This is a genomic window from Curtobacterium sp. Csp1 (assembly GCF_013347185.1).
The window spans coordinates 3,920,211-3,939,017 of record NZ_CP054594.1 but is presented as its reverse complement, the minus strand read 5'-3'; the positions used below and the strand labels follow the sequence as shown (position 1 = coordinate 3,939,017).

Annotated in this window: 16 protein-coding genes and 6 pseudogenes; 4 read left to right on the top strand and 18 right to left on the bottom strand. The window is 72.1% G+C overall.

Annotation, left to right across the window (positions count from 1 at the left end; all coding sequences use genetic code 11):
* Window positions 1–45 precede the first annotated feature (45 nt).
* From HUN58_RS20750 to HUN58_RS21155, 3 genes and pseudogenes are all read right to left on the bottom strand, one after another.
* Complete coding sequence (locus HUN58_RS20750) at window positions 46–735, bottom strand: response regulator transcription factor (protein WP_058742443.1); 690 nt, start codon at window positions 733–735, stop codon at window positions 46–48.
* Complete coding sequence (locus HUN58_RS20745; RefSeq protein WP_254631554.1) at window positions 732–1,136, bottom strand: sensor histidine kinase; 405 nt, start codon at window positions 1,134–1,136, stop codon at window positions 732–734. Before HUN58_RS20745 ends, HUN58_RS20750 begins: the two co-directional genes overlap by 4 nt.
* Window positions 1,137–1,182: 46 nt before the next feature.
* A pseudogene (locus HUN58_RS21155) lies at window positions 1,183–1,308 on the bottom strand (histidine kinase); the annotation flags it as partial.
* Window positions 1,309–1,525: 217 nt separating this feature from the next.
* Between HUN58_RS21155 and HUN58_RS20740 the strand changes: the two are divergent.
* Window positions 1,526–1,867: a hypothetical protein gene (locus tag HUN58_RS20740; RefSeq protein WP_254631553.1), complete on the top strand. Its 342-nt coding sequence runs from the start codon at window positions 1,526–1,528 to the stop codon at window positions 1,865–1,867.
* Between the two features lie 6 nt (window positions 1,868–1,873).
* Here HUN58_RS20740 and era read toward each other — a convergent pair.
* From era to hrcA, 9 genes and pseudogenes are all read right to left on the bottom strand, one after another.
* A pseudogene (gene era, locus HUN58_RS18925) lies at window positions 1,874–2,669 on the bottom strand (GTPase Era).
* A gap of 160 nt (window positions 2,670–2,829) precedes the next feature.
* Window positions 2,830–2,916: pseudogene (locus HUN58_RS20735) on the bottom strand (transporter associated domain-containing protein); the annotation flags it as partial.
* Between the two features lie 113 nt (window positions 2,917–3,029).
* Window positions 3,030–3,794: pseudogene (locus HUN58_RS18920) on the bottom strand (CNNM domain-containing protein); the annotation flags it as partial.
* A gap of 35 nt (window positions 3,795–3,829) precedes the next feature.
* Window positions 3,830–4,291, bottom strand: a complete 462-nt coding sequence (gene ybeY, locus HUN58_RS18915; protein WP_058742447.1) for an rRNA maturation RNase YbeY — start codon at window positions 4,289–4,291, stop codon at window positions 3,830–3,832.
* Entirely contained in the window at window positions 4,288–5,349 is a 1,062-nt protein-coding gene (locus HUN58_RS18910; protein WP_229666903.1) for a PhoH family protein, read from the bottom strand. The genes ybeY and HUN58_RS18910 overlap by 4 nt, the downstream gene beginning before the upstream one ends.
* A gap of 67 nt (window positions 5,350–5,416) precedes the next feature.
* Entirely contained in the window at window positions 5,417–5,773 is a 357-nt protein-coding gene (locus tag HUN58_RS18905) for a histidine triad nucleotide-binding protein (protein WP_180225167.1), read from the bottom strand.
* Window positions 5,774–5,822: 49 nt separating this feature from the next.
* Window positions 5,823–6,596, bottom strand: a complete 774-nt coding sequence (locus HUN58_RS18900; protein WP_180225166.1) for a 16S rRNA (uracil(1498)-N(3))-methyltransferase — start codon at window positions 6,594–6,596, stop codon at window positions 5,823–5,825.
* On the bottom strand, window positions 6,596–7,708 hold the full coding sequence (dnaJ, locus tag HUN58_RS18895; RefSeq protein WP_144801452.1) for a molecular chaperone DnaJ: 1,113 nt from the start codon (window positions 7,706–7,708) through the stop codon (window positions 6,596–6,598). The genes HUN58_RS18900 and dnaJ overlap by 1 nt, the downstream gene beginning before the upstream one ends.
* A 108-nt stretch (window positions 7,709–7,816) precedes the next feature.
* Entirely contained in the window at window positions 7,817–8,839 is a 1,023-nt protein-coding gene (hrcA, locus tag HUN58_RS18890) for a heat-inducible transcriptional repressor HrcA (RefSeq protein ID WP_058742452.1), read from the bottom strand.
* A 109-nt stretch (window positions 8,840–8,948) separates the two neighbouring features.
* Between hrcA and HUN58_RS18885 the strand changes: the two genes are divergently transcribed.
* Entirely contained in the window at window positions 8,949–9,380 is a 432-nt protein-coding gene (locus HUN58_RS18885; RefSeq protein ID WP_229666891.1) for a DUF4870 domain-containing protein, read from the top strand.
* 20 nt (window positions 9,381–9,400) lie between these two features.
* On the opposite strand, the gene HUN58_RS18880 is transcribed toward HUN58_RS18885, so the two are convergent.
* Window positions 9,401–10,594, bottom strand: coding sequence for a coproporphyrinogen-III oxidase family protein (locus tag HUN58_RS18880; RefSeq protein WP_208745668.1), 1,194 nt, complete (start codon window positions 10,592–10,594; stop codon window positions 9,401–9,403).
* A 29-nt stretch (window positions 10,595–10,623) separates the two neighbouring features.
* Between HUN58_RS18880 and HUN58_RS18875 the strand changes: the two genes are divergently transcribed.
* Window positions 10,624–11,259 (top strand): HAD family hydrolase, encoded by a 636-nt coding sequence (locus tag HUN58_RS18875; protein WP_208745667.1) that lies wholly within the window; start codon window positions 10,624–10,626, stop codon window positions 11,257–11,259.
* Window positions 11,260–11,304: 45 nt separating this feature from the next.
* Here HUN58_RS18875 and HUN58_RS18870 read toward each other — a convergent pair whose 3' ends face one another.
* The 3 genes from HUN58_RS18870 to HUN58_RS18860 form a co-directional block, all read right to left on the bottom strand.
* Window positions 11,305–11,952 (bottom strand): DUF1990 family protein, encoded by a 648-nt coding sequence (locus tag HUN58_RS18870; protein ID WP_144801458.1) that lies wholly within the window; start codon window positions 11,950–11,952, stop codon window positions 11,305–11,307.
* 52 nt (window positions 11,953–12,004) lie between these two features.
* Complete coding sequence (lepA, locus tag HUN58_RS18865) at window positions 12,005–13,852, bottom strand: translation elongation factor 4 (RefSeq protein ID WP_180225164.1); 1,848 nt, start codon at window positions 13,850–13,852, stop codon at window positions 12,005–12,007.
* 155 nt (window positions 13,853–14,007) lie between these two features.
* Window positions 14,008–15,174, bottom strand: coding sequence for a pyridoxal phosphate-dependent aminotransferase (locus tag HUN58_RS18860; protein ID WP_141861187.1), 1,167 nt, complete (start codon window positions 15,172–15,174; stop codon window positions 14,008–14,010).
* Between the two features lie 140 nt (window positions 15,175–15,314).
* Between HUN58_RS18860 and rpsT the strand changes: the two genes are divergently transcribed.
* A complete protein-coding gene (gene rpsT / locus HUN58_RS18855; protein WP_058742457.1) occupies window positions 15,315–15,575 on the top strand; it encodes a 30S ribosomal protein S20 in 261 nt (86 codons plus the stop codon).
* A 296-nt stretch (window positions 15,576–15,871) separates the two neighbouring features.
* On the opposite strand, the pseudogene HUN58_RS18850 reads toward rpsT, so the two are convergent.
* A pseudogene (locus HUN58_RS18850) lies at window positions 15,872–16,798 on the bottom strand (DNA polymerase III subunit delta).
* A 705-nt stretch (window positions 16,799–17,503) separates the two neighbouring features.
* Window positions 17,504–18,733 (bottom strand): annotated as a pseudogene (locus tag HUN58_RS20730) (ComEC/Rec2 family competence protein); the annotation flags it as partial.
* Window positions 18,734–18,807: the final 74 nt, after the last annotated feature.

The following is an 18,807-nucleotide window of genomic DNA, read 5'->3' as shown; positions in this document are numbered from 1 at the left end:
GGCTCGGTTCCCTGTGGAGGGGTCATCCTGTCGGATGACGGTCGGTCACTCCGCCTTCGGCACGAGCCCGTGCTCGTGCGCGAACACCACGAGCCGCACGCGGTCCCGGAGGTCGAGCTTCGTCAGCACCCGCGAGATGTGCGTCTTCACGGTCGCCTCGCTGACGTACTCGTGCTGGGCGATCTCGCTGTTGCTGAACCCACGGGCCGCGAGGTCGAAGATCTCGCGCTCGCGCGGGGTCAGCTCGGCGAACGACGGCGGGACCGGCGCGGACTGTCCGGCGGTGTCGTCGTACCGGCGCAGGAGCTCGCGGGTGGCCGACGCGGCGAACACCGCGGTGCCGGCGTGCACCGTGCGGACGGCGGCGAGCAGGAACTCGGGGTCGGCGTCCTTCAGGACGAAGCCGCTGGCCCCCGCGCGGATCGCCTTCGCCGCGGCCTCGTCGAAGTCGAACGTGGTCAGGACGAGGACCTTCGCGGCGTCCGGACCACCCTGCTCGACGATGCGAGACGTCGCGGTGATGCCGTCCATCACGGGCATCCGGACGTCCATGAGCACGACGTCCGCCCGGGTCCGGCGGACGAGCTCGACACCCGCTGCTCCGTCGCCCGCCTCGCCGACGAAGAGGAGGTCCGGCTGCGAGTCGACGAGCATCCGGATGCCCGTGCGGAAGAGCGCCTGGTCGTCGACGAGCGCGACACGGATCTGGGGGGCGGTGGCCGCGGTGGTGGTCATCGGGTGGTGCGCTCCTGCTGGGTCGAGGTGATCCGGTCGCGGGGCATCTGCCCGCTGGCCGGGACGGCGGGCATCCGGACGGCCACCGTGAAGTCGTCGCCGCGGGGTCCCGCGGTCATCGTGCCGCCGGTCATCGTCGCCCGTTCGCGCATCCCGACGAGCCCGTGCCCGGTGCCCGGGCCGCGGGTGCCGTCGTCGGCGCGCCGGTTCACCACGGTGATCTCGACGGTGTCCGGACGGTACGTCAGCGACGCGTGCACGGGGGCTCCGGGCTGGCCGTGCTTCCACGCGTTCGTCAGGCTCTCCTGGACGATGCGGTAGACCGCGAGCTGCGTGGTGGTGGGGAGCCGTCCGGGGTCGCCCTCGCGGTCGACGCGGACGTCCAGCCCGACGTCGCGCATCTCGCCGACGAGCTTCTCGACCCGAGGAGCTCACGGAGAGGGCTCCGCGCGCCGTGCTCGAGATGGTGCCGAGGGCCTGGTCCGCGATCGCGGGGTCGGCCTTGAGCGCGTACCGCGCCCCGTCCGCCTGGGCGATCACCACCGCGAGCGAGTGCGCCACGATGTCGTGCATGTCTGCGTCCCGCTCGGCGACGAGCTGCGCTTCGCGGCTCATGCTGGCGGACCGGCGCGTCCGGACCACGAGGCCGGCGAGCCACGGCAGCAGGAGGAGCAGGAGTGTGACGGCGAAGAACGAGATCGTCACCTGCAGGGACTCCTGCAGCGGCGTCGTCGCAGTGGCCTCGCCGACCCGCACCCCGTAGTCCGTGACCCCCTCGTAGAGCGCGGCCGTGACCGACCCGCCGATCGCGGACGCCAGCCCGAGGCCGCGGACCCGTGGACTGCCGTACGCGCTCGTCGTGTACATGATCGGCGCGATGAACAGGTTCGCGATGCTCGGCGTCTGGCCCGTGACCATCTGGAACGCCGCGAAGACCCATGCGATACCGAGGGCGAGCCCCGGGGAGAGTCGGCGGAACGCCAGCGCGGCGGTCAGTCCGACCACCGTCAGCCAGCTGACCGGGCCGTCCACCCCGCGCGCCGACACCACGAGCACGAGCAGCCCGAGCACCGACGCCGTGACGACGTCGGGTACGTCCGGCCGGCCACGAGCGCGTCCGTCCGGCGGATGACGCGGGTCAGAACCCCAGGCGCCCGAGCTGCTTCGGGTCGCGCTGCCACTCCTTCGCGACCTTCACCCGGATGTTCCGGGCACGCGACCCGACGTCCTTGAGCCGCTCGCCGCCCCGGCCGATCACGATCGCCTTCTGGCTGTCCCGCTCGACGAACAGGTTCGCGAAGATGCGCAGCGGCCCGTCCGGGTCGTCCTCGTCGTCGGGTTCGACGACGTCCTCGACCACGACGGCCAGCGAGTGCGGTAGCTCGTCGCGGACGCCCTCGAGCGCGGCTTCCCGGATGAGCTCGGCGATGCGGTCCTCGTCGGTCTCCTCGGTGACGGTCGCGTCGTCGTAGAGCTGCGGCGACTCGGGCAGCAGCGAGGTGATCTCCCCGAGGAGCGCCTCGAGCTGCAGGCCCTTCGTGCCCGAGGTCGGGACGATGGCGTCCCAGTCGCGCAGCTTCGAGACCGCCAGGAGCTGCTCCCCCACGGTGTCCTTCGCGGTGCGGTCGATCTTCGTCACGATCGCGATCTTCGCCGGGGCCGATCGGTTCGTTCGCCGGCACGCAGAACCCGATCACGTCGACGTCGCCGAGCGTGGACTGCACGAGGTCGTTCAGCCGCTCGCCGAGGAGCGTCCGTGGCCGGTGCACGCCGGGGGTGTCGACGATGATGACCTGGCCGTCGGGTCGGTGCACGATGCCGCGGATCGCGCGCCGCGTGGTCTGCGGCTTCGACGACGTGATCGCCACCTTCTCGCCGACGAGCGCGTTGGTGAGCGTCGACTTGCCGACGTTCGGGCGACCGACGAACGACACGAAGCCGGCGCGGTAGGGGCGCTCGGGGGTGGTCGGTCCGGTCTCGGTCGAGGGCGTCCTCGGCGTCCTGCAGCGCGGCGGTCCGCTCCGCGAGGACGGTGACCAGGTGGCGGCGCTTGCCCTCCACCCGGTCGGCGGTGAGCAGCAGACCGGACACGCTGACCTGCTCGCCGCTGGCCGGCAGTCGGCCGAGTTCCTTGGTGAGGAGTCCGCCGGCGGTGTCGACGTCGTCGTCCTCGAGCTCGATGCCGACTCGGTGCGGTCGACGACGGTGCGGTCGTACTCGTCGGAGATGTCCCCGACGAGCTCCTCGATGAGGTCCTCCATCGTGACGAGCCCGGCGACCCCGCCGTACTCGTCGACGACCAGGACCAGGTGGTTCTTCGCGAGCTGCATGTGCCGGAGGGTGTCGTCGGCGTGCTTCGACTCCGGCACGAACTCGGCCGGACGCAGCAGCGTCGTCACGGGTTCCTGCCCAGCGCCCTGCCGCTCGTACAGCGCGCGGGACACGTCGCGCAGGTACAGGACCCCGAGGACGTCGTCGCTGTCCTTGCCGGTCACGGGCATGCGCGACACCCCGGCGACGAGGAACTGCTCCATCCCGGCCGCGAGGGTGTCGTCCCCGTCGACGGTCAGCATGTCGGTGCGCGGCACCATGACCTCGCGCACGAGGGTGTCGCTGAACTCGAACACCGAGTGGATGAGCTCCCGGTCGTCCTGCTCGAGCACGTTGCTCTCGGTCGCCTCGTCGACGAGCGACAGCAGCTGCTCCTCGCTCGACACCGTCGACGCGCTGCGACCGCGTATCCGGACCCCGCGGACGAGCCCGCCGGTCGCGGCGATGAAGCGCTCCGCGTGCGCCCGCCCGACGCTGCGCGGACTGGACCCGACGAGCACGAACGAAACAGCGGTCATGATCGCCGCGGACACGATGAGCGCCACCCACCAGGTGTCGAACACCGTGACGAGTGCGATGGTCACGAGCACCGCGGCGGCGGTCTCGGCCAGGACGCGGACGAAGTTCAGCGCGTTGACGTGCGCGCCGACGTCGTCCGCGATCGCCTCGATCGCCCGACGGCGGCTGCTGTCCTTCGCGATCTCGTCGAGGTCGGCGCGGGACAGCACCGTGCGCGAGCAGGACGGCGACGAGCACCATCAGGTCACCGCCCGCGCTGCTGGGCAGCGAACGCGGAGAGGATCTCGCCCTGGAGTCCGAACATCTCGGCCTTCTCCTCCGGCTCGGCGTGGTCGAACCCGAGCAGGTGCAGGATGCCGTGGCAGGTGAGGAGCAGCATCTCGTCGGTGCTCGTGTGCCCGGCGGTCTTCGCCTGCTCCGCCGCGACCTGCGGGCAGACGACGATGTCCCCGAGGAGTCCGGCGGGCGTCGGCTCGTCCTCGGTCCCTGGTCGCAGCTCGTCCATCGGGAAGCTCAGCACGTCGGTCGGGCCGGGCTCGTCCATCCACCGGACGTGGAGCTGCTCCATGGCGCCCTCGTCGACGAGCACGATCGCGAGCTCCGCGTCCGCGTGGACGTGCATCGCGTCGAGCGCGAAGGCGGCGAGGCGCTGGATTGCTGCCTCGTCGACCTCGACGCCGGACTCGTTGTTGAGCTCGATGCTCACCGGTTGCCTCCTCGGGCGTCGTTCTGGGGGTACGGGGACTGCTGCCGGTCCTGCGGCGGCCGTCCCCGACGCTCGGCGCGGTTCGCTCCGGCGGGGTTGCCGGCGGGCGCGGTGCCCCGACCGCCGGGACGGTGTCCGGCCTGCTCGGCGAGACGTTCCTCGTCGTAGACGGTGTAGGCGTCGACGATCCGGCCGACGAGCGTGTGGCGGACGACGTCCTCGCTGCCGAGCCGGGCGAAGTGGATGTCCTCGACGTCGCCGAGGATCCGCGTCACGAGCCGGAGCCCGGACAGGTTGCCGGGCAGGTCGACCTGGGTGATGTCGCCCGTGACGACCATCTTCGAGCCGAAGCCCAGGCGCGTCAGGAACATCTTCATCTGCTCGGGCGTGGTGTTCTGCGCCTCGTCGAGGATCACGAACGAGTCGTTGAGCGTCCGGCCGCGCATGTAGGCGAGCGGAGCGACCTCGACCGTGCCGGCGGCGAGGAGCTTCGGGACCAGCTCCGGGTCCATCATCTCGTTCAGCGCGTCGTACAGCGGGCGCAGGTAGGGGTCGATCTTGTCGGTCAGCGTGCCCGGCAGGAATCCGAGCCGCTCGCCGGCCTCGACCGCGGGGCGGGTCAGGATGATCCGGTTCACCTCGCGCCGCTGCAGGGCCTGGACCGCCTTGGCCATCGCCAGGTAGGTCTTGCCGGTACCGGCCGGACCGATGCCGAACGTGATGGTGTGCTCGTCGATGGCGTCGACGTAGGCACGCTGCCCGTCCGTCTTCGGACGCACCGACTTGCCGCGGCTCGAGACGATCGGGGTGCCGAACGTGTCCGAGGGCTTGCGGTCGTCGTCGAGCATCCGGGCGGAGACCGGGATGTCGGACGGCCCGATGTCCTGGCCGCGCCGGACCATCCCGACGAGCTCGTCGACGAGCGCGTGGGCACGGGCGACGTCCCGCTCCGGGCCGGTCAGTGTGACCTCGTTGCCGCGGACCAGGACCCGCACGCCCGGGTACTGCCGTTCGACGGTCTTGAGCAGGCGGTCCTGGGGGCCGAGGAGCTGGACCATCGCGATGCCGTCGACCTGGATGTCGACGGTGACGTCCGACGGTTCGGCGTCGTGGTGGGCGGTCGTGTCAACCGGCAAGGAGGTTCCCTTCGTGCAGTTCGCCCGCGAGCACGTGCGCGTGCACGTGGAAGACGGTCTGGCCGGCGGCTTCGCCGGTGTTGAAGACGAGTCGGTACTGGCCGCCCGCGCGCTCGTCGGCGATGCGCTGGGCGGTGGCGACGACGTGGGCCAACAGGTCCGGGTCGCCCGCGGCGAGGGCGCCGACGTCGCGGTACTGCCCGGTCTTCGGGATGACGAGCACGTGCACCGGGGCCTGCGGCGCGATGTCCTCGATCGCGATCACGCGGTCGTCCTCGGCCACGACGGTGGCGGGGATCTCGCGCGCGATGATCTTCGAGAAGACGCTCGGGGTGCTGGTGCTCATTGGTCCATCGTAGAACGCGGGTCCGACGCCGGACCTTCCCGGTCCACCGCTACCAGCGTCCGAGCCGCGTCTGGAGGACGGCCAGGGCGGCCGGGCCCGCGGTGGAGGTGCGCAGCACCGTGTCGCCGAGCCGCGCCCGCACCGCACCGGCGCGCTCGAGCCGGTCGAACTCGGCGCTGTCGATCCCGCCCTCCGGACCGACCACCAGGACGATCTCGTCGACGTCCGCCGGCGGTTCCCACGCCGACAGCCGCACCGCGCCCACCGGGTCCAGCACGACCAGCGCACGCCGAGCCTCCTGGCCGACACCAGACGACGGGCCGACACCCGACGACGATGCCAGCTGCGCCGTCGTCACTGGTGCGTCCACCTCGGGGACGCGGGACCGGACGGCCTGCTTCGCGGCTTCCTGCGCGATCGCGGCCCACCGGGCCCGACCCTTCTCGACCTTCGCGCCGTCCCACCGCGACACGCTCCGCGTCGCCGCCCACGGGACGATGCGGTCGACCCCGATCTCGGTCGCGGCCTGCACCGCCATCTCGTCGCGGCCGCCCTTCGCGAGCGCCTGCACGAGCACGAGCGCCGGTCGGAGCGCCGACTCGACCGTGACGGCGTCGACGGTGAGCGTCAGCTCGTCGCGACCCGTCGACGCGACCGTCCCGGCCACCACCGTGCCGCGGCCGTCGGCGATGCGCAGGGCCTCGCCGACACGGACCCGCGCGACCGACACGGCGTGCCGGCCCTCCGGACCGTCGAGCGTGACGGTGTCACCGACCCCGACACCGTCGAGCGTGCCCGGGTCGACCAGGTGGAGGGACGCCATCAGAAGTGCAGGAAGCGGTCGCGCAGCTTGCCGAACATGCCCTGCTGGAACCGGGCGAGCTGCGGCTTCGCGGCCTTGTGCGACTTCGCGAGCTGCTCGACGAGCTGGCGCTCCTTGTGCGACAGCTTGGTCGGGGTGACGACCTGCACGCCGACGCGCAGGTCGCCGCGACCGTTGCCGCGGAGCTTGGTGACCCCGCGGTCCTTGATCACGAGCACGTCGGCGCTCTGCACGCCCGGGCGCAGCTCGAGCTCGACCGGGCCGTCCAGACCGTCGATCGTGGTGTGCGCGCCGAGGATCGCGTCGGTCATCTGGACCTCGAGCGTCGCGAGCAGGTCGTCGCCGTCGCGGCTGAACACGTCGTGGTGGCGGACCTTCACCTCGAGGTAGAGGTCACCCGAGGGGCCACCAGCCGGACCGACCTCGCCCTGACCGGGCATCTGCAGGCGGAGCCCGGTCTCGACGCCGGCGGGGACGTCCACCGGGATCGTGCGGCGCGCACGGACGCGGCCCTGGCCCTGGCAGGTCGGGCAGGGGCTCGGGATGACGGTGCCGTAGCCGCGGCAGGTGCCGCACGGGGCGCTCGTCACCACGTTGCCGAGGAGCGACCGGACCTGACGCTGGATGTGGCCGCTGCCGCCGCAGATGTCGCACGTGCGCGGGCTCGTGCCGGGCGCGCAGCACGAGCCGTTGCAGGTCTCGCAGACGACGGCCGTGTCGACCTCGACGTCCTTGTGGGTGCCGAAGACGACCTCGTCGAGGTCGACCTCGATGCGCAGCAGGGCGTCCTGTCCACGCTCGGCCCGGCTGCGCGGACCGTTGCCCCGCCCGCCACCGCCGCCGCCGCCGAAGAACGCATCGAAGATGTCGCTGAACCCGCCGGCGCCGCCACCGAAGGGGCTGTCCGCCTGCGGTCCGGCGTCGTACCGCCGCCGCTGCTCGGGGTCGCTCAGCACGTCGTACGCGTGCGTCACGTCCTTGAAGCGCTCGGCCGCGTCCGGGCTCGGGTTCACGTCCGGGTGCAGCTCGCGCGCGAGCCGGCGGTACGCCTTCTTGATGTCGGCATCGGAGGCGTCCTGCTGGACGCCGAGGACGTCGTAGTGGTCTGCCACGTATCCCTCAGTCGGTTCGGTCGGTGCGGCGTTCGCCGCCGGTCAGGTCGGTCTGGAGGCACGGATCACCCGGGCGGGGCGGCCTGTGCCCGTCGGGGGCCGGGTCGGTCAATGTTCGCCCAGGAGCTTGGACAGGTACCGTGCGACGGCGCGCACCGCGGCCATGTTCGTGCCGTAGTCCATCCGCGTCGGCCCGAGCACCCCGAGCCGCGCGACCTCGCCGCCGCCGGCCAGGTAGCCGCCCGCGACGATGCTCGTGGCGTCGAGCCCGTACTCGGCGTTCTCGGCGCCGATGCTCGCGGCGACCGCGACGTCGTCCACCTGCATCTCCCCGAAGAGCCGGAGCAGGGTGACCTGCTCCTCGATCGCCTCGAGCACGGGGAACAATCCGCCGGAGAAGTCGCGTTCGCTCTTCGCGAGGTTCGCCGCCCCCGCCATCACCAGGCGGTCCTGTCGGTTCGCCGCGACCTGCTCGATGAGCGTCGCGACGACGACGCCGGCGAGCGTCTGGGCGTCGGGGCGGAGCTGTTGCGGGACCGCCCGGAGCGCCCGGGGCACGTCGTGCAGGAGCAGCCCGACGGACGCGCCGTTGAGCACCGAACGCAGTTCGCCGAGAGCGGCTTCGTCGAGTGGGACGTCGGTCTCGACGACGCGCTGCTCGACCCGGGCGGTGTCGGTGATGAGCACCACCATGAGCCGTGTGTCGCCGAGGCGGACGAGTTCGATGTGCTGCACGCGGGCGCGCACCATCGACGGGTACTGGACGAGTGCGACCTGGTTCGTGAGCTGGCTGAGCAGCCGGACGGTGCGGCCGAGGACCTCGTCGAGGTCGTTCGGGGTGCCGAGGAACGTCTCGATCGCGTGGCGCTGCGCGCTGGACAGCGGGCGGGCGGCCGCGAGGTGGTCGACGAAGACCCGGTACCCCTTGTCGGTCGGCACCCGGCCCGACGAGGTGTGCGGGGCCACGATGAGCTGTTCGTCCTCGAGCAGGGCCATGTCGTTCCGGATCGTCGCGGCGCTCACCCCGAAGGCGTGCCGGTCGACGATCGACTTCGAGCCGACGGGCTCGCGCGACGCGACGTAGTCCCGCACGATGGCCTTGAGGACCTCGAGGGAGCGTTCGCTGACCATCCGGACCCCTTCCGTTCGATGCTGGCACTCGGACGTCTCGACTGCTGATCCTACGCCCGACCGCCGACGGACCGGGACCCGGGCGGGCCCCTCCCGCTACGCTCTGGGCATGAGCTACGGACAGCAGCCCGGAGGGCCCTACGACCAGCAGCCCGGGGGGCCGGCGAACCCCGGCGGACCGCAGTACCCGCAGGGGTACCAGGTCCCGCAGCCGATGTCGCCGGAGGACCAGCGACTGTGGGCGACCCTGACGCACGTCGGCGGCATCTTCTTCAACTTCCTCGTGCCGTTGATCGCCTACCTGGTGCTCCGCGACCGTGGGTCGTTCATCAAGGAGCACACCCGCACGGCGCTGAACTTCCACATCACCGCCGCCATCGCGTACATCGTCGCGGGGCTGCTCTGCATCGTCCTGATCGGCTTCGTGCTGCTCCCGATCATCGGGGTGCTCGTCATCGTCTTCGCGATCATGGCGGCCATCGCAGCGAACCGTGGCGACCTCTACAAGTACCCGCTCACGATCGAGTTCATCAAGAACTAGGCCGCTCGAGCAGGACCAGGTCAGTCGAGCAGCTCGCGGACCACCGCGTCCGCTAGCAGCCGACCCTGCTGGGTCAGCTCGAGCCGCCCCCGCACCGCGGCTGGACCGTCCACGAGTCCGCGTGCGATGAGCCCGGCGACCCGCTCGCGTGACGACGGTCGGAGCTCCGCCGTGGTGAGCTCGCCGCGGACCCGCGCGGCGAGCAGGACGCGCTCGACGTACCGGGTCTCGTCGTCGAGCATCTCGCGGCCGGCGGCGGGTGACTCCCCCGCGAGCACCCGGTTCGCGTACGCGGCCGGGTGCTTCACGTTCCACCAGCGGGTGCCGGCCACCGCGGAGTGCGCGCCAGGTCCGATCCCCCACCAGTCGTGTCCCTTCCAGTACGACAGGTTGTGCCGGCTCGCGTGCTGCGCCGGACTGCCGTCCGCTTCCGCCCGGGCCCAGTTCGAGACCTCGTACCAGGTGTAGCCGGCGTCACCGAGGACCCGGTCCGCCAGCTCGTACATGTCGGCGGCGAGGTCGTCGTCCGGGGCCGGGAGCTCGCCGCGCGACACCGCGCGGCCCATCGCCGTGCCGTCCTCGACGATGAGCGAGTACGCCGAGACGTGGTCGGGCCGGCACGCCAACGCCGCGTCGAGTGACGTCCGCCAGTCGTCCAGGGACTCGCCGGGCGTCGAGTAGATGAGGTCGAGCGAGACGTCGAGCCCGTGCTGCTTCGCGAGGTCGACGACGACGGGCACCCGTTCGGGGTCGTGCGTGCGGTCGAGCGTCGCGAGGACGTGCGGCACCGCGGACTGCATGCCGTAGCTCATCCGCGTGAAGCCCGCGCGCTGCAGGGTGCCGATCGCGTCCGCGTCGACGGAGTCCGGGTTCGCCTCGGTCGTGACCTCTGCCCCGGGCAGGATCCCCCACGTGTCGTCGATCGCCCGCAGGATCATCGCGAGGTCCGACGCAGGGAGCATCGTCGGGACACCGGAGCGGTCGAGCACCTCGGCCGCCCAGGCGATCTCCTGCACCGCGTGGCCGGCGTAGTCGTCGCGGCGGACCCCGCGGAGCTCGGACGCCGTGTAGGTGTTGAAGTCGCAGTAGCCGCAGCGCACCCGGCAGAACGGCACGTGCACGTACACGCCGAAGGGGACGTCGCCCGCTCCGGGGCCGGGGATGATCAGGCCGTCCGACGGCGCGGGGTCGGCGATCGGCAGAGCACTCGGCATGGACTCCATTCTCGGTCATGATGGAGGGCATGGAGCACCACACCGTCCCCACCACGGTGCTGTGGGACATCGACGGCACCCTCGTGTTGAACGCCGTCTCGCCCGGCAACCTCTACCACCTCGCGCTCGAACGGGCCGTCGGTCGCGACCTCGCCCTGCGCGTCGGGCACCAGCACGGGCGCACCGACGCGGGGCTCATCGCCGAGCACGTCCGGGCGCACCACCTCGACGACGCGCTCATCCCCACCGTCACCGGGCACCTGCGGGACCTGACCGACGAGCGGCACCGGCGGGGTGACCGTCGTTCGCCCGCACCGGGGGCGACCGCGCTCGTGCAGCGGTTCGCCGCCCTGGGCTGGCGGAACGGGCTGCTCACCGGCAACTCCGAGCACCACTCGTTCTTCGGCGACGAGGAGGTCGACCGGTCCGGCGTGACCGCGAGGGCCGCCGCCGCATTGGCGGGCACCCGCGCCGTGATCGTCGGGGACACCCCGCGGGACGGCGAGGCCGCGGACACCGCGGGGATCCCGTTCCTCGCCGTCGCGACCGGGGTCTACGACGTCGACGCCCTCCGCACGACCAACGCCGTCACGGTCGCGCGGGACTGCGTGCAGGACGCGGGGCTCATCGAGGACGCGATCGCCGCGCTCCCCCCGCTGCGGTAGCGCACCCATCGCGGAGCGCGGCGTCAGTCGTCGCGCAGCGCAGGGTCAGTCGCCGCGCAGCGCCTCGAGGTACTTCGCCGCCATGACCTTCTGCTGCCGCTTGAGCAGCGGCGACAGGAAGCGCCACTTCGGGCTCGCCGGCTGCGAGAACTGCCGGACCTGCAGCCAGACCGACCCGTCGGCGGTGCGCTCGACCACGAACGACTCCTCGCCCGACAGCGGGTGACCCTCGAGCGTGCCGTAGGCGAAGCCCTTTCGGTCGGTCTCGTCGATGATCGACACGACCCGGACCGGCGCATGCACGGTCTGCCCGAACGCGTGCATCTCGAGCGTGGCCGTCGTGCCGGCCGTCAGGAGCGGTGTGCCGTCGGCCGCGAACTTCTCGACGCGCGGGGTCCCGATCGACGCCGGCGCGATCGGCACGCCCCGTTCGTCGAAGGTCACCGGGTTGTAGCGCACCTCGTCGTCGTCGGGCTGGTCCTCGACGCGCACCCGGATGCCGCTGCGCTCCTGGATCTGCCAGGACAGCGTCTGCGTGACGGCGGTCTCGAAGCGCTGGTCGCCGTGCCCGATCCGGGCCCGCGACTCCGCCGGGACGAAGCCCTCGGGCGGGTAGGTCATGAGGTCCGCCGCCTGGGTCGCGCCCACGGCGCCGTACGTCAGGGCGGTCCGGTAGCTGCCGCGGGAACTCATGCGGCAAGCCTACCCGGGCGACTCGGGCGCACCTGCCCGCCCGGGCTCCGCGCTACTTCTTCTTCTCTTCGACGTCACCCGAGAGCGCGGCGATGAAGGCTTCCTGCGGGACCTCGACGCGACCCACCATCTTCATGCGCTTCTTGCCCTCCTTCTGCTTCTCGAGGAGCTTGCGCTTGCGGGTGATGTCACCGCCGTAGCACTTCGCGAGGACGTCCTTGCGCATCGCCCGGATGCTCTCGCGGGCGATGATGCGCGCACCGATGGCCGCCTGGATCGGGACCTCGAACTGCTGGCGCGGGATGAGCTTGCGCAGTCGTTCGGTCATGAGCGTGCCGTACGCGTACGCCTTGTCGCGGTGCACGATCGCGCTGAACGCGTCGACCTGCTCGCCCTGCAGCAGGATGTCGACCTTCACGAGGTCGGCAGCCTGGTCGCCGGTGGGCTCGTAGTCGAGGGAGGCGTAGCCCTGCGTCTTGCTCTTGAGCTGGTCGAAGAAGTCGAAGACGATCTCGCCGAGGGGCATCTCGTAGCGGATCTCGACGCGGTCCTCGCCGAGGTACTCCATGCCGAGCAGGGAGCCGCGACGCGACTGGCAGAGCTCCATGATCGCGCCGACGTAGTCCTTCGGCGCGAGGATCGCGGCACGGACCATGGGCTCGCGGACCTCGACGATGCGGCCGCCGGGGAACTCGGACGGGTTCGTGACCTCGGTCACGGTGTTGTCCTCGTTCGTGACCTCGTAGATCACGCTCGGCGCGGTGGTGATGAGGTCGAGGCCGAACTCGCGGGACAGGCGCTCGGTGATGATCTCGAGGTGGAGCAGACCGAGGAAGCCGCAGCGGAAGCCGAAGCCGAGCGCGACCGAGGTCTCCGGCTCGTAGACGAGCGCCGCGTCGGACAGCTTGAGCTTGTCGAGCGCTTCACGGAGGTCCGGGTAGTCGGAGCCGTCGATCGGGTACAGGCCCGAGAACACCATCGGCTTCGGGTCGGTGTAGCCCGCCAGCGCTTCGGTCGCGGGCTTCTGCGCGGTCGTGACGGTGTCGCCGACCTTCGACTGGCGGACGTCCTTCACGCCGGTGATCAGGTAGCCGACCTCGCCGACGCTGAGGCCCTTCGTCGGCTTCGGCTCGGGCGAGGACACCCCGATCTCGAGGATCTCGTGCGTCGTCCCCGTCGACATCATCTGGACCTTCTCGCGCGGCTTGATCGTGCCGTCGACCATCCGGACGTAGGTCACGACGCCGCGGTAGCTGTCGTAGACGGAGTCGAAGATCATCGCGCGGGGCGACGCGTCGACGGTGCCGACGGGCGGGGGCACGGAGCCGACGACGCGGTCGAGCAGCTCGGGCACGCCGACGCCGGTCTTGCCGGAGACGCGCAGGACGTCCTCCGGCTTGCCGCCGATGAGCTGCGCGAGCTCCGCGGCGTACTTGTCCGGGTCCGCCGCGGGCAGGTCGATCTTGTTGAGGACCGGGATGATCTCGAGGTCGTTCTCGAGCGCCAGGTACAGGTTGGCGAGCGTCTGCGCCTCGATCCCCTGGGCGGCGTCGACGAGCAGGATCGCACCTTCGCACGCGGCGAGGGACCGGGAGACCTCGTACGAGAAGTCGACGTGCCCCGGGGTGTCGATCATGTTGAGCGCGAAGGTCTGCCCCTCGAACTCCCACGGCATACGGACGGCCTGCGACTTGATCGTGATGCCGCGCTCGCGCTCGATGTCCATGCGGTCGAGGTACTGCGCGCGCATCGCACGGTCCTCGACGATGCCGGTGATCTGCAGCATGCGGTCGGCCAGCGTCGACTTGCCGTGGTCGATGTGCGCGATGATGCAGAAGTTGCGGATCGACCCGGCCGGGGTCGCGGCGGGCTCGAGTGGCGCGGATGCTTGTGGGCTCACGGTTCCTCAGGGGTCGGGACGGTCGAACGATTGTCCCACGGTTGTGCGCGCGGAGCGCGCAGCGCCGGCACACCTGTGGACGGCGGGCGCCGCACCAGGTGGTGTTGAGGACGGACGGGAGGCGCGTGGCGGGGTCGCCCCGTACCTCCAGTCCGTCAGACGGCCACCGTGGCGGGGGCGGGCAGCGCGCCGAGGCCGCGGCGGAGGTCGTCCGCGGTGGCGGCGAGGCAGACACGGATCCAGCCCTCGCCGGAGCGGCCGAAGGCGCTGCCGGGCGCGACCGCGACGTGCTCGCGGTGCAGGAACGCGAGGGCCCACTCCGCGACGTCGCCGGCGGCGGCGTGCGACACGTCGACCCAGAGGTAGAACGCCCCACGCGGGTCGAGGTAGCGGATCCCGGCTGCGTCGAGGACCTCCTTCGCGACGGCGAGGTTCGCGCGGTAGTGCTCGCGGGCGTCCTGGACGGACTGGTGGTCGCCGACGATCGCGGCCAGTGCCGCCCACTGGTCCGGCTCCGCGACGCAGCTGATCATCGCCTCCTGCGTGGTGCGCATCGTCGGGCCGAGGCCCTTCGGTGTCACGAGGTAGCCGACGCGGACACCGGTCATCGCGTAGGTCTTGCTCAGGGAGAAGGCGCTGAAGACGCGGTCGTCCTCGTCGAGGGCGGCGATGCTGACGTGGCGGGTGCCGTAGGTGAAGTACTCGTAGACCTCGTCGCTGATCACCCAGAGGTCGTGCCGCTTCGCGAGGGCGAGCAGGGCGCGCAGGGTGTCCTCGCCGAACACCGAGCCGAGCGGGTTGGACGGGGAGTTCACGACGAGCGCCCTGGTCCGCTCGGTGATGCTCGCCTCGAGCGCGTCGAGGTCCGGCTCGAAGCCGTGCTGCGGCTCGAGCCGGTACGGCACCGGGGTCGCGCCGAGGATGTGCGCGTTCATCGTGAAGGTCGTGTACCCGGGGTCCGGCACGAGCACCTCGTCGCCCGGGCTGAGGACGAGGGTCATCGCCTGGAACAGGGCCTGCGTCGCACCGATCGTCATCCAGACCTGCTCGAGGTCGACCTCGATACGGTTCTCGCGGCGCAGCTTCTCCTGGATCGCGGCACGGAGCGGGGCGATCCCGCCGTTCGGCGTGTAGTCGGTGCGGTCCTCGGACCAGGCACGGCGCGCCGCCTCGCCGACGTGCGGGGCCACCGGGACGTCCGGCTCGCCGATCACGAGCATCGCCACGTCGGTGCCGTCGGCCTGGAGCAGGGCGGCCTGCTCGTACACCCGGCGGATGCCGGAGGCGGGGACGGTGTCGATCCGGGGCGCGAGGGAGGGCATGCCGTCACGGTAGCGGCTGCGTGTTGCCGGGTGGTTTCCGACCGCGACGCTTCGGTCTTTGGTGGGACCCCGTCCTGCTGGTAGAGTTGGTGGCTGGCTTCCGCGTTCCCCGCCCACGGGTGGAACGCGATGCAACACGCATGGCGAACATCAAGTCGCAGATCAAGCGCATCAAGACCAACCTGAAGGCCCAGGAGCGCAACAAGGCCTACCGCTCGGAGCTCAAGACGGTCATCCGTCACACCAACGAGGCCGTCGCCGCCGGCGACAAGGACAAGGCCACCGCGGCCCTCGTCCTCGCCTCGAAGAAGCTCGACAAGGCCGTGAGCAAGGGCGTCATCCACAAGAACCAGGCGGCGAACCGCAAGTCGGCCATCGCCAAGAAGGTCTCTGCCCTCTGAGATCCTGCTCTCTGATCTACTGAGTGCCGCACGAAGGCCCCGCACCGCTCGGTGCGGGGCCTTCGTCGTTGCCGGGGTGCGGACACCGGGGCGGGCGCAGGCATGGTCGCCGGGGGCCGGCATGGTCGCTGAGGGCCGGCGCCGGGGCGTGTGTGCGAGCCGCGGGCGGGCACGACGCGGCACAACCGGAAGCACGACGCACCACGGAAGTGCGTGGTTCGGCGTGCTTCCGGTTGTGCGACCGCACGACGCGCCACGCACAGGCGCCAGCACCGCGCGGGCGGCGCGCCGTCGGGTCAGCGGGCTTCGCCGCGCCGGGCGATCGTGCGGACCATGACCTCGAGCGCGTAGTGCGCGTCCCGCGAGCCGCCCTTCACCGCGGTGTCCGCCTCGGCGATGCTCGTGATCGCGTTCGCCAACCCGGCCTCGCTCCACCCGGCGACGTCCCGCTGTGCACGCTGGACCTGCCACGGCGCCATGCCGAGGGCGGACGCCGCCTGGCCGCTCGTGCCACGGAAGGAGCTGACCTTCGCCATCGTGCGGATCTTGCTCGCGAACGCGGCGACGATCGGGACCGGGGCCTCCCCCGTCGCCAGGGCGTGCCGCAGCTCGAGGATCGCCGGGGCCGAGCGCCCCGCGAGTACTTGTCGACGACCTTGTCGGTGATCTCCTCGGCCTCGTCCGCCAGGAGCTGCCGGCACGCGGCCGCGAGCTCGGCCAGGTCGTCGGAGAACGCCGCCACGAGCGTGCGCACGGCCGAAGTCGATCTTGTCGGTGTCGCGTTTGAGCTCGTCGCACTGGACCTCGACGCCACCGCCGATCCCGCTGCGGATCGTGTCGAGGAGCTTCTTGCCGCGGACCCCGCCGCCGTGCCGCAGGACGAGCGTGACGTCGTCCGCCGGGCCCTGCAGGTACGCGATGGTCTCGGTGATGAAGGCGTCCGTGCACTTCTCGACGTTCGTGACCCGCACGAGTCGGGGCTCGCCGAAGAGCGACGGACTCGCGAGCGTCGCGAGCAGCCCCGGTGCGTACTGGTCGGCTTCGAGGTCGTGCACCTCGAGCGCGGGGTCCTCGCCCACGAGCAGGTCGCGCAGGACACCGATCGCACGGTCGGCGAGGAACGCCTCCGGCCCGGTGACGAGCACCACGGGCGCGGGACGGATCCCCGACCACGGCACCTGGTCGATGGCGGCGGCGGCGCGCGAGGGCTTCTTGGCGGGCATGCGGTCCTTCCGTCGCGGGCCGGGTCGTGGACGACGCCGAGGTCGGCGCCGGGGTCGGCTCCGGGTTCGTTCGGGGCCCGCGACGATCCTACGGCCGGCCGCCGACGGCTCGGCCCGCACTCCACCGGTCGGCTCCGGAGATGCGCCGTCCGGGTGCTCCGTCCAGACCCGGAGCGCCCCGGAGCGGTCCCGTGAGACGACGACCGTCCCCTGCCGGTCGGCTCGGAACGCCGTCGTCCCCGCGACCCGGAGCAGGTCGAGCGTCCGCTGCGTGGGGTGCCCGTACGTGTTGTCCGCCCCGACGCCGATCAGCCCCACCGGCGCAGCCAGCTGCCGGTAGAGCCCCGGGTCCTGGTCGGCCGACCCGTGGTGCGCGACCTTGACGACGTCGGGGTGCACGTCCAGGTGCGGGCGGAGCCGCCGCTGCGCCCGCTCACCGAGGTCACCGAGGAAGACGCCGGACACGCAGGTCCCGCACCCGGCGGACTCGGTCGTGGCGAGCACGACGCTCGCGTCGTTGCCCGCCTCGATGGAACCCGACGGCGGCCACACGACCCGCCACCCCAGGGCGCCGAGCGTGCCCTCGGTCGTGTCGTCCGCCGTCCCGACCTGCACGTCGGCGCGGCGCAGGTCCTCGACGACCCGGGCGTCCTCGGCGCGCCCGACCGGTCCGACGAGCGCACGGTCGACCAGCCCCGCGACGGCGGGCAGCGCGCCCACGTGGTCCCGGTCGAAGTGCGTCAGGACGAGCAGCGCCAGCCGGTCCACCCCGAGCAGGTCGAGGCACGCGAGCAGGCGCGGTTCGTCGTCCCCGGTGTCGACGAGTGCGATCGGGCCGTCCGGCGCCCGGACGAGCACCGCGTCCCCTTGTCCGACGTCGCACATGGCCACCGACCAGTCGGCCGGCACGCTCGTCCGCAGGACCGCGCGGGGCACCGCGACCGCGCCGACGCCCAGCGCGAGTGCGACCGCACCGACGAGGAGCACCGGGACCCGGAGCCGCTCGCGGACGAGCACGGCCCCCGCGACGGCTCCGCTCACGACGACCGCGGCGACGATCCCCGTCCCGCCGGCGGGCCACCCGATCGACGCCGCGGGGAGCGCGGCTGCGGTGTGCGCCACCCACCCGATCGCGGCGGCCGGTGCCCAGGCGACGCCGGCCAGGACCGCCGCCGCCGCGGGCCACGCCGGTGCCACCGTGCACGCGGCGAGGCCGAGGACCGTGACGACCGGCGCGAGCGGCTCGGTGAGCAGGTTGGCCGGCACCGCGTAGGTCGGGAACACCGGGGCGAGCACGATCGTCACCGGCCAGCAGGCCGCCTGCGCCGCGACCGGGACCGCCACCGCGGCGGCCACCGGTGGCCAGAGTCGCCGCGCGAGCAGCTCGGTGAGCGGTGGCCCGAGCACGAGGATGCCGCCGGTCGCGAGCACCGAGAGCGCGAACGCGATCGCCCGCCCGGTCCAGGGGTCGACGACGAGCATCCCGAGCACGGCCAGGGCGACGAGGGGCACGCCGCGGACCGGCCGTCCGGTCAGGCGGACGACGAGCACGACGACGGCCATCAGGGTCGCCCGCAGGATGGACGGGTCCGGGCGGACGAGCACGACGAAGGCGACGAGGAGCGCCACCGCCGCGACGGCGCGCACGCACCTGGGCGCGCCGAGCCCGCGGCCGACCGTCATCACGAGTGCGACCACCACCGCGCAGTTCGAGCCGGACACCGCCGTCAGGTGGGTGAGCGCCGACGTCTCCATCGCGGCTTCCGTCCCGGGGTCGAGCCCGCTGCGGTCGCCGATCGCGAGACCGCGGAGGAGGGCGGCGCCCGGTTCCGGCAGGTCCGCCGTGACGGCGACGAAGGCCCGGCGGACCTCGGCCGTCGCCGCCAGCGCGCCGGTCGGTGGCTCCCGCTCGGGCTCGCCGCGCAGGAAGAGCACCGCCGCGGTCGGCGATCCTGGGTCGTCCCGCTCGACGGTCGCGCGCCCGGTGAGCAGGGTCCCCGCTGGCAGCA

Coding starts and splice junctions, on each gene's coding strand:
- HUN58_RS20750 (WP_058742443.1), bottom strand. CDS start 735: ATGACCACCACCGCGGCCACCGCCCCCCAGATCCGTGTCGCGCTCGTC.
- HUN58_RS20745 (WP_254631554.1), bottom strand. CDS start 1,136: ATGCGCGACGTCGGGCTGGACGTCCGCGTCGACCGCGAGGGCGACCCC.
- HUN58_RS18910 (WP_229666903.1), bottom strand. CDS start 5,349: ATGGTCCAGCTCCTCGGCCCCCAGGACCGCCTGCTCAAGACCGTCGAA.
- HUN58_RS18905 (WP_180225167.1), bottom strand. CDS start 5,773: ATGAGCACCAGCACCCCGAGCGTCTTCTCGAAGATCATCGCGCGCGAG.
- HUN58_RS18900 (WP_180225166.1), bottom strand. CDS start 6,596: ATGGCGTCCCTCCACCTGGTCGACCCGGGCACGCTCGACGGTGTCGGG.
- hrcA (WP_058742452.1), bottom strand. CDS start 8,839: ATGGTCAGCGAACGCTCCCTCGAGGTCCTCAAGGCCATCGTGCGGGAC.
- HUN58_RS18885 (WP_229666891.1), top strand. CDS start 8,949: ATGAGCTACGGACAGCAGCCCGGAGGGCCCTACGACCAGCAGCCCGGG.
- HUN58_RS18880 (WP_208745668.1), bottom strand. CDS start 10,594: ATGCCGAGTGCTCTGCCGATCGCCGACCCCGCGCCGTCGGACGGCCTG.
- HUN58_RS18875 (WP_208745667.1), top strand. CDS start 10,624: ATGGAGCACCACACCGTCCCCACCACGGTGCTGTGGGACATCGACGGC.
- HUN58_RS18870 (WP_144801458.1), bottom strand. CDS start 11,952: ATGAGTTCCCGCGGCAGCTACCGGACCGCCCTGACGTACGGCGCCGTG.
- HUN58_RS18860 (WP_141861187.1), bottom strand. CDS start 15,174: ATGCCCTCCCTCGCGCCCCGGATCGACACCGTCCCCGCCTCCGGCATC.
- rpsT (WP_058742457.1), top strand. CDS start 15,315: ATGGCGAACATCAAGTCGCAGATCAAGCGCATCAAGACCAACCTGAAG.